General features: G+C 32.8%; 1 protein-coding gene and 1 pseudogene. Both read left to right on the forward strand.

What is annotated here, in order from left to right:
- Positions 1–395 (forward strand): annotated as a pseudogene (locus F3G98_RS10535) (hypothetical protein); the annotation flags it as partial.
- A gap of 3 nt (positions 396–398) precedes the next feature.
- On the forward strand, positions 399–1,754 hold the full coding sequence (locus F3G98_RS09315; RefSeq protein WP_149726083.1) for a thioredoxin reductase: 1,356 nt from the start codon (positions 399–401) through the stop codon (positions 1,752–1,754).
- Positions 1,755–1,894 lie beyond the last annotated feature (140 nt).

Below are 1,894 nucleotides of genomic sequence, written 5' to 3' on the forward strand. Positions count from 1 at the left end.
ATTCACCAAAAGAGCTTATGCTACAAGGAGTTAAAACATTGCTTACAATAAGTCCATCAAACTCAATAGATATAAAACAAAGAGGTAAAATTTATGATTTATATAGTCAGGGTGTAGAAGAAGGTACTGACCTACCAATAGACAAATACAACGAAGCTATGGAGATACTAGAAGACTTTAAAAATGGAAATTTAAACACCTTTGGCTCAGAGGTAGATAATAAATCAAGAAGACTACTAAAAGCATTAGATGTTATAGGAAACAACAATGTAAAGGGTATGTATGTGGGGTGTAAAGTTGATTTAAAAGATAAGGCTAAAGAGAATATCCCTCCTCGCCTAATTGGTCGCTTAGCCACCACCATAGTTATGGAAGATGGTCTATATATAGGATAAGAGATGAAGAAGATCATATTTATCATCATAGCTATTTTAGTAGCGGCAATATCAGCATTATTTATAAATAAAGGAAAAACAATGGATAACACTAATACATATACGGTTATAGCACCAAATGGAATGGAAATACCATTTGATAAAAAGACAAATTTATCAGTTTCTCCGCTCGATTACGGAAGTGAGACTATAGGTGTAAAAGAGCACTCTCAAATGCTTCTAGAAGCCCGCTCCATCCTAGACTCATCTCCATATAAAAACTATAAACCTCTATACTATAACCCTAAACCAAATTCTCTAGGTCAAACAGATTATCTATCATTTAAACCATGGCTAGACATTAGCTATAAACCAAGCTCTACTAAACTATCTCCTTGGACTAAAACAGAAAAAGCCTACTATGAAAGTTTAAAAGATAAGAGAGATAGATATATCTATCTAGTAAAAAGAAGTAATCTAAAATGCACCATGATAGATATACCAGAAGATGCCATAGGTAGAGTAGATAGTAATGGCAAACTAACAAAGCCAGAGTATGCTGAAATTTATGATGAAGTAGATAGAAATAAAAATACACTTAAATCAAGATTATTTAATGGTGAGTGGAGAATTTGTGCAGGTATGTTAGGAGATAGACAATCGTTTTCTTCAGCTACTGTATTAAATAACTCAGGCTTTAAAACAAGAGCCAGACAAGCAGTATTTTTAGCAGCTCAACTAGGAGATGTAGATGCTTTAAAAGTACTAGCTAGATACTTTTCTTCTTCATCTTATATATCGGGTTCAAATAAAGACTTACAAACAAAAATAAAATTTGAGAATTTATATAAAAATCCCCCGCTAGATGAATATGGAATGATACCTTATCTAGATGAGATAGTAGGGAACTACTTCGTGATGGATTTTAATAGAAATGGTGTGGCATTTGATCCAGAAGGAACAACACATAAATTTTTAAGAGAGCTTGTAGAAGACGAAGGTAAATTATTAGACCCTAGAGACCTAGATGCAAATGAGACTACAAGGGAAGAATTTATGTCTTACTTAAAAGCTGAAATGCCTCATTTTACAACTAGATTTGATAAAAAAGGATTTCCAAATAAAATGACAGAAAGGGATATTGATCTCTATATAGACTCCACTCTCCTAGAAGCTAAAATAATGTCCCTAACCCCACCAGAGGGATATCCTAATGCACCATACTACAACACACCAGAAGAGCTAACAAGACTATATGAGGCTGGTAAATTAGATAAAAAGCTAAATCCTCTAACACCAGTGATGTATAGAGATAGCTTCCCAGAAGATATTAGGCAAAAGATATTAAGCTATGCTAAAGAACATAATATAAAGGATTAAAGAATAAATTTAATATCTATGGCTCCAAACGGAGCCACCTACGAACAACAAAAAAGGTCTTATGAACTAATACTTCATAAGTATTTCACAAATAAATTTAATGATACTTATGCTGTTAAGAATATATCTTATGAACCTTA

Origin of the sequence: Campylobacter concisus (assembly GCF_902460895.1) — a bacterium.
Taxonomy (GTDB): Bacteria; Campylobacterota; Campylobacteria; order Campylobacterales; family Campylobacteraceae; genus Campylobacter_A; species Campylobacter_A concisus_BC.

Coding starts and splice junctions, on each gene's coding strand:
- F3G98_RS09315 (WP_149726083.1), top strand. CDS start 399: ATGAAGAAGATCATATTTATCATCATAGCTATTTTAGTAGCGGCAATA.